Genomic DNA, 6,940 nt, shown 5'->3' with positions numbered 1-6,940 from the left:
CATAAGACCCCGAAGACCACCAAAGCTCCGCCGGAGCAGAAACACCGCTCATGCGCCGCTGACGGGAGTCTATCCTCATACGAGCATCCCCACCTCCGGCGAAAGCGGTGTCGCCGAGGCAAGGGCCATGCCCTTGCCTCTCTGCCACCGCACTCCAGGACGCTGCCGCGTGTCAGAAAGCCACAGCAGCCAGTGCCCCTCGCAGGTGGGATGTCGCCGGGTGGATGTGCGCGCATCGGCCTGAAGGGCCGCAGGATTCCAGCCCAGGGCGAAAGCCCTGGGAAAACGTGGAGCCATCCAGCTCAAGGTCATGGCGCTCTGAAAGAGCGCAGGAGAGCTGCCGCAGCCGTTCCTGCGCTCTTGCAGAGCGCGACCTGCGGACCATACGGCACATGGTTCCGCCGACCCAGGGGAAACGGGGTCAGGCAACTGCTTGACAGATTTGCCGCAGATTCAGGAAAGCCGCAGATGAATCCGATTTGTGTGTGGCATCGGTGCTGGCCTGTGGGTTGCCTTTGGCAAGCGATGCCTCGCGTTTTCAAAGCCGGGCCATCTGAAAACTCTTGGCCGCGTGGGGGGCGTGGTGCATCTCTCGCACTCCACCCCATCCACCTGCATGAAGCGCTACTCCCTCGGCATCGACTACGGCACGAATTCCTGCCGCTCTCTCCTCATCGACCTCGACAACGGCGCGGAGGTAGGCTCGACCGTTTTTAACTACCCCAGCGGCGAGATGGGCATCCTGCTCGATGCGCGTGACCCGCATGTGGCGCGGCAGAATCCGCAGGATTACCTCGATGGCCTCGAAAGCGTCACGCGTGGCGCTTTCGAGCAGGCGCGGGCCAAGGTGCCAGGCTTCGATGCCGCGCAGGTCGTCGGCATCGGCATCGACACCACGGGCAGTACGCCCATCCCGGTGAATCGCGACGGCACGCCGCTCGGTTTGCTGCCTGAACTCAAAGACAATCTCAACGCGATGGTCTGGCTGTGGAAAGACCACACCGGCCATGCCGAGGCTGCGGAGATCACCAAGCTCGGTCATGAGATGCGGCCGAACATCATCGCCAAATGCGGCGGCATTTATTCCAGCGAGTGGTTCTGGAGCAAGATTCTGCGCCTCCGCCGTGTGGACGCGAAGGTCTTTGAGGCCGCGTTCAGCTTCGTCGAGCACTGCGACTGGATTCCCGCCGTTTTGACCGGCAACACCGATCCGCTCACGCTGAAGCGCAGCGTGTGTGCCGCTGGTCACAAGGCGATGTTCAGCGCTGAATGGGGCGGCCTGCCGGACAAGGAATTCCTCGCCAAGCTCGATCCCGCGCTCGCTGATTTGCGTGATCGGCTCTATTCCGAGGCCCACACCGCCGACACGAAGGCTGGTGGTCTCTGCGCTGAGTGGGCGAAGCGTCTCGGATTGAAGGAAGGCACCGCGATCTGTGTCGGTGCTTTCGATGCGCACACCGGCGCGGTCGGCGCTGGCATCAAGGAGGGCACACTCGTGAAGATTCTCGGCACCAGCACCTGTGATCTGATGATTGCGCCCACCAGCAAGTCGCTGGCGGATGTCCCCGGCGTGTGCGGCATCGTGAATGGCAGTGTGCTGCCCGGCTACTACGGCATTGAGGCCGGTCAGAGCGCCGTGGGCGACATCTTTCTGTGGTTCGTCAATCACCTCGTGCCTGACAGCTATGGCGCGAGTGTCGGCGAGAAGTTCGTGAACATGGAGCAGGCCATGGCGGGCAAGAAGCCCGGCGCGACGGGTCTGCTCGCGCTCGATTGGAACAACGGCAACCGCACCATCCTCGTCGATGTCCGTCTCACCGGCCTGCTGCTCGGCCAGACGCTGCATACTGAGGCGCACGAAATCTACCGCGCCTATATCGAAGCCACCGCGTTCGGGGCGCTGACGATCATCAAGCGCGTCGAGGAATACGGCGTGAAGATCGAGGAGGTCATCAACACCGGCGGTCTTTCCATCAAGAATGCCACGCTCATGCAGATCTACGCCGACATCATCGGCAAGCCCATGAAAGTCAGCCAGAGCGAGCAGACCTGCGCCCTCGGTGCCGCGATCTTCGGTGCTGTTGCAGCCGGAGCGGGCACCTGGCAGGAACTCCAGTCCAAAGTCACCGCCATCCGCGAGAAGGTGTATCACCCGATTCCCGAAAACGTGGCGGTGTACCGTGAGCTGTATGCGCTGTATCGCGACGTGCATGACGCCTTTGGCACCGCCGACTGGAACGGCAAGCTTAGCCATGTGATGAAGCAGTTGCTCGACATCCGGGCGCGGCAGAGCTGAGGAGCGCGAGTATTCTACTCGCCATGCTTTCCTGCCGCCTTCGCCCACCACCAAAGTGGCGAGTGGTCTTCGACACACTCGCGCTCCAACTCTCGCAAGCTCCGCCTGCCTCCCATCGTTCTGCTTCACTCTATGATCTCCCCTCGCGTCCTCCTTTCTCTGCTCTTCGCTCTCAGCCCTTCGCTGCTCCTCGCTGAAAACTGGCCGCAGTGGCGTGGGCCGCGACTCGACGGCACCTCTCAAGACACGGGCTTTCCGATTTCGACTGAAGGCAACGTGACGTGGAGGGCTGAGCTGCCCGGCAGCGGGCATGCGTCGCCGATTGTGTGGCAGGATCGCATCTTCATCGTCGCTGCGGTGGCGGAAACGGAGCAGCGCGTGCTGGTTTGTCTCGAGCGTGCGTCGGGAAGACTGCTGTGGCAGTCGAACGTGGTCAAAGCACCCATCGAAAGCATCCACCGCCTGAACAGCCAGGCTTCCAGCACGCCTGCCACGGATGGACAGAGCATCTTCACCGCCTTCCTCGACAACACGCCCACCGATGCTACGCGAAAAGCGAATGAAGGCCGTGAGATTCCGAAAGGCGAGGTGCCAAAGGGCACGGTCATCATCTCCGCGCACGATTTCAGCGGCAAACAGCTCTGGCAGGTGCGCCCGGGGCTGTTCTCCAGCAAGCACGGCTTTTGCTCCAGCCCTGTCGTGTTTGAAGACAAGGTCATCGTGAACTGCGACCACGATGGCGATGGCTACATCGTCGCTCTCGCCAAAACCGACGGCAAAGAGCTGTGGCGCATTGAGCGGCCGAACCACACGCGCAGCTACTGCGTGCCGCTCATTCGCGACATCGGTGGTCGCACGCAGATGGTGCTCAGCGGCACGATGTGCGTCACCAGCTACGATCCACGCACCGGCAAGCTGCTGTGGATCATCGACGGGCCCACCGAGCAGTTTGTGGCCTCGCTCGTCTTCAGCGATCAAACCGGTTTGCTCTACATGACCGGCGGTTTCCCCGAGCATCATCTCCTCGCCATCAAGCCCGATGGCAGCGGCAACGTCACCAACACCCACATCGTCTGGCGCACGAACAAAGGCGTGAGCTATGTGCCATCGCCCATCATCGAGGGCGGGCACTTCCTCATCGTCTCCGACTCCGGCATCGGCCACTGCTTCGACGCCAAGACCGGCGACATCTTGTGGGAGGAGCGCCTGCGCGAGCACCACGCCTCCCTCACCAGCGCCGAAGGCCACGTTTATTTCATCAACGACACCGGCACGCTCCGCACCGTGAAGCCTGGCAAGACCTATGAAACCCTCGCCGAAAGCGAACTCGGCGAAAAAGTCTTCGCCTCACCGGCTTTGAGCGAAGGCCAGATCTTCATCCGCGGCGACAAGAGCCTCATCTGCCTTGGCAAACGCAGCGCGAAGACGGCGGCGCGGTGAATCAGTGGGCAAGCGCTCAATGACGGGTTTAGTCCGGCCCGTTCTCCATCTTCATTACTCGTGAATGAAGAAATTCGCGAAAGTCACGGGCGTACCGAAGTCAGCGATACCGACGGGGCCTTTGGGGTGGCCCTCAAGTGTAGCTTCGAGGACTTGCGGATTGGCGTCCTGAGTTTCGGTGAGGGTGGCGGTGGCCTTTTGCCCATCGAGTTTGAGACGGAGGCGATACCATTTGCCGAGTTTCACTTGGTCGGGGCCGAAGACGATGGGGGCTTTGCCGCTGCCGATGAGGACGGCGGGATTCTGGTCGCCACGAACACAAAAACCGGTGCAGGCTTTGGTGAGGTCGGCGGATTTGGAGAGTTGGAAGTCGGCGATGAACTCGCCGTTGGCGAGTTCGGCGTCGCTCCAGAGTGCGGGGCCTTCTTGGCCGCCAGTGGAGTCGAGTTTGAGGTTCCAGTTGGAGGCTTTCCATTTGGATTCGGTGCCAGTGGGCACTTTCCAGCCGCGAAGGTCGAGGCCGTTGTAGAGATGTTTCCAGCCTTGGTCGAGCGGGGCGGTGTCGGCGGCGGTGGCACCGGTGGAGGGGAGTTCTTTGATGCGGACGTTGCGGAACTCGACGGGTGCGCCTTCGGATTCGAGGGCGAGGTAGCCTTTGCGCCAGAAGCACTTGTCGCCGCCGCTGACGACCTTGCCGTTCACTGCGAGGGTGAGGGTGCCGTTGTTGCCGGTGATGCGGTAGTGGTTCCATTCGGGCGAGGGTTTGCTGCGTTCCTCGCTGGGGAAGCTGCGCTGGCCGCTGTGGTCGCCGTGCGGCTCCATGGTGGCACCGTGGATGGGGAAGACATCGCCATGCGTGGTGAACCAGCGCGGCTTGGTGGGGTCGGCTTTTTTCATGTAGCCGTGGTCGAGCACTTGGACCTCGATGCCGCGCAGGAAAGGCACGCCGGGCGCGGAGATGGGGCTGCCCCAAATGAAGACGCCGGAATTGCCGCCGCTGGTGAGGTGTCGCCACTCGCACTCCATGATGAAGTTCTCGTATTGCTTCGCGGTGCGCATGGCTCCGGTGGGGATGCCGGTGCAGCTCACGACGCCGTCTTTGATGCTCCAGGTTTCGGGGGCGCAGTTGGCGTTTACCCAGCCGCTGAGGTCCTTGCCATTGAACATGGGCACGAAGCCTTCGTCATCGGCGGCGTGGAGGAAGGGGAACGTGGTGGAAAGAGCGAGAACGCAGAGAAGCGGAGTGGATTTCATGCCGCAAGGATACGTTGATGGAAGTCAAGGCTTCGCAGTCAAAGTGTCAAGGTGGTCAAGGGGCCCGTCTTGACCTTCTTGACGAGTCTTGACTGCTTGACCGTTTTGCTTGATCAGCCAAACAACGCTGCCACCGCTTTGCCACCATCCGTGATCGGCACCGGACGCGATGCGTCCATGAGTTCCTTCGCGGGATCGATGCCCATCGCGGCATGGATAGTGGCGTGGAAATCGACGAGAGGCACAGGGTTCTCGACGGGCTTCTTCGCGAGTTCATCGCTGACACCATACGCGCCGCAGTGCTTCAAGCCGCCACCGGCGAGCACCATCGAGAACGTGGTGCCCTGGTGGCCGCGTCCGCCGCGACCGTCGAATTCCGGCGGGCGACCGAACTCGGTGCCGACGACGATGAGCGTCTTGTCGAGGAGCTTCTGTGTCTTCAAATCGCGAATGAGCGCGGCGAGCGCGGTGTCGAGTTCCTGGATGAGCAGGTGCTGATTGGCGCTGCCTTCGTTGTGAATGTCCCAGCCGGTGCCGTTCATGAAGTTGAGGTTGTGCGAGACCTCGATGAAACGCACGCCTGCTTGCACCAAACGACGCGCGAGCAAGCAACGCTGGCCGAACTCACCGCCGTAGTCGTTGCGCAGGTCTGCCGACTCCTGCTTGAGATTGAAATGCTTCATGAACTGCGGCCCGGAGAGCTTCAAGGCTTGGGCTTGAGCCGTCTGGTAGTCGGCGATGGCTGAATCCTTCGGCGCGCGCTCCATCAGCGGCTGCAGCAGCTTCGCACGCGTGCTGGCACGGTCAGCATCGACAAAATCAGGCCGCGTGAAACCTGACGGGCCGGTGTTGGTGTCGGTGAGATAAACGTAGCCCGACTTCGCGCCGAGAAAGCCCGGCCCACGGCTCACATTCGGGTAACCGATCAAAATATATGGCGGCACCTCAGGATTCGCCGCGCCACGCTCATGCGCGATGATTGAGCCGATGCTCGGATACACCACATTGCCGGAAATCATGCGTCCGGTATGCACGATGTTCGTGGCAAAGGCATGTTCATCGATCACCGCATGATTCACCGTGCGCATCACCGTGACATGCTCCATCACCTTCGCCGTGCGGCTCAGATGCTCGGTCAACTGCACACCCGGCACGCTGGTGTCGATGGCCTTGTACATGGAGCCGGCGATCTTCTGCTTGCTCTTGTTATCACCGAGCTTCTTCGGGTCAAACGTGTCGATCTGCGCCATGCCGCCGCCGAGCCAGATGAAGATGCAATGTTCCGCCTTGCCCTTCGGCGTGTGGACGGGCGTGTTGTTCGCGAAAAGAGGCGCGGTGCCGAAAGCGGCGGCTTGAGTGAGGAAGGAGCGGCGGTTCATGGGATTCATTGCCATACAAACGCATCAAGAGGCTGATTTTCACTTCTGCGGGCACCTCACTTTCGTGGGGGGCATTGCCTCCCGAATAAAACCGCCTGCGCCTGCAATTCCTCTCGGGCCATTTCTTTGTCATCCACGGTTTGCTGGATCTCGTGCCGCAGCGCTTCGTGGTAGTCAAGCAGCAGGCGCATCAGCGCCATGCGCAGCGCTCCAGGCCGCATGTTTAGTTAGAAGTTCTGCAAGCCCTCATAGTCAGCTCCGGCAACGGCTTCCTCCATGCGTTCCATGTTCTTGGCCCGATGCCGAGCTTGCATCAAACCGTGGAGATAAACACGCGCATGCTCGGAAGCGTTGCCGGTAGCCGTGCGAAAGAAGGCGGTCACACTGTTGCAATAGGCGGCGAAACGTTCTGCGACGGCAAAAAGAAATTTGGACGCAGGGTCATTTTTAGAAGGCTGGTATGTCTTTGCGCTGCGCCAATCGCAACAACCCAACAGGAACCATCCCGCTCCTGTTTAACCGCATTTACCAACGTTGGATACTTCAAACTTCAGAATATACCAAAGTAGAA

5 protein-coding genes are annotated in these 6,940 nt (G+C 61.0%); 2 read left to right on the top strand and 3 right to left on the bottom strand.

What is annotated here, in order from left to right:
- The first annotated feature begins 616 nt into the window (after positions 1-616).
- Both ACKVY0_RS19225 and ACKVY0_RS19220 read left to right on the top strand, forming a co-directional pair.
- A complete protein-coding gene (locus tag ACKVY0_RS19225) occupies positions 617-2,296 on the top strand; it encodes a ribulokinase (protein ID WP_409216458.1) in 1,680 nt (559 codons plus the stop codon).
- A gap of 132 nt (positions 2,297-2,428) precedes the next feature.
- A complete protein-coding gene (locus ACKVY0_RS19220) occupies positions 2,429-3,736 on the top strand; it encodes a PQQ-binding-like beta-propeller repeat protein (protein WP_409216457.1) in 1,308 nt (435 codons plus the stop codon).
- A gap of 54 nt (positions 3,737-3,790) precedes the next feature.
- Here ACKVY0_RS19220 and ACKVY0_RS19215 read toward each other — a convergent pair whose 3' ends face one another.
- From ACKVY0_RS19215 to ACKVY0_RS19205, 3 genes are all read right to left on the bottom strand, one after another.
- Positions 3,791-4,990: a DUF1080 domain-containing protein gene (locus ACKVY0_RS19215; protein ID WP_409216456.1), complete on the bottom strand. Its 1,200-nt coding sequence runs from the start codon at positions 4,988-4,990 to the stop codon at positions 3,791-3,793.
- A 113-nt stretch (positions 4,991-5,103) separates the two neighbouring features.
- Positions 5,104-6,369, bottom strand: a complete 1,266-nt coding sequence (locus ACKVY0_RS19210) for a DUF1501 domain-containing protein (protein WP_409216455.1) — start codon at positions 6,367-6,369, stop codon at positions 5,104-5,106.
- A 227-nt stretch (positions 6,370-6,596) separates the two neighbouring features.
- Positions 6,597-6,752 (bottom strand): hypothetical protein, encoded by a 156-nt coding sequence (locus ACKVY0_RS19205; protein WP_409216454.1) that lies wholly within the window; start codon positions 6,750-6,752, stop codon positions 6,597-6,599.
- Positions 6,753-6,940 lie beyond the last annotated feature (188 nt).

Source organism: Prosthecobacter sp. (assembly GCF_046154365.1).
Classification (GTDB): Bacteria; Verrucomicrobiota; Verrucomicrobiia; order Verrucomicrobiales; family Verrucomicrobiaceae; genus Prosthecobacter.
This window is presented reverse-complemented; position numbering and strand designations above follow the sequence as displayed.

Excerpts from the sequence above, each read along its gene's own strand:
- ACKVY0_RS19225 (WP_409216458.1), top strand. The coding sequence starts at position 617 with ATGAAGCGCTACTCCCTCGGCATCGACTACGGCACGAATTCCTGCCGC.
- ACKVY0_RS19220 (WP_409216457.1), top strand. The coding sequence starts at position 2,429 with ATGATCTCCCCTCGCGTCCTCCTTTCTCTGCTCTTCGCTCTCAGCCCT.
- ACKVY0_RS19215 (WP_409216456.1), bottom strand. The coding sequence starts at position 4,990 with ATGAAATCCACTCCGCTTCTCTGCGTTCTCGCTCTTTCCACCACGTTC.
- ACKVY0_RS19210 (WP_409216455.1), bottom strand. The coding sequence starts at position 6,369 with ATGAACCGCCGCTCCTTCCTCACTCAAGCCGCCGCTTTCGGCACCGCG.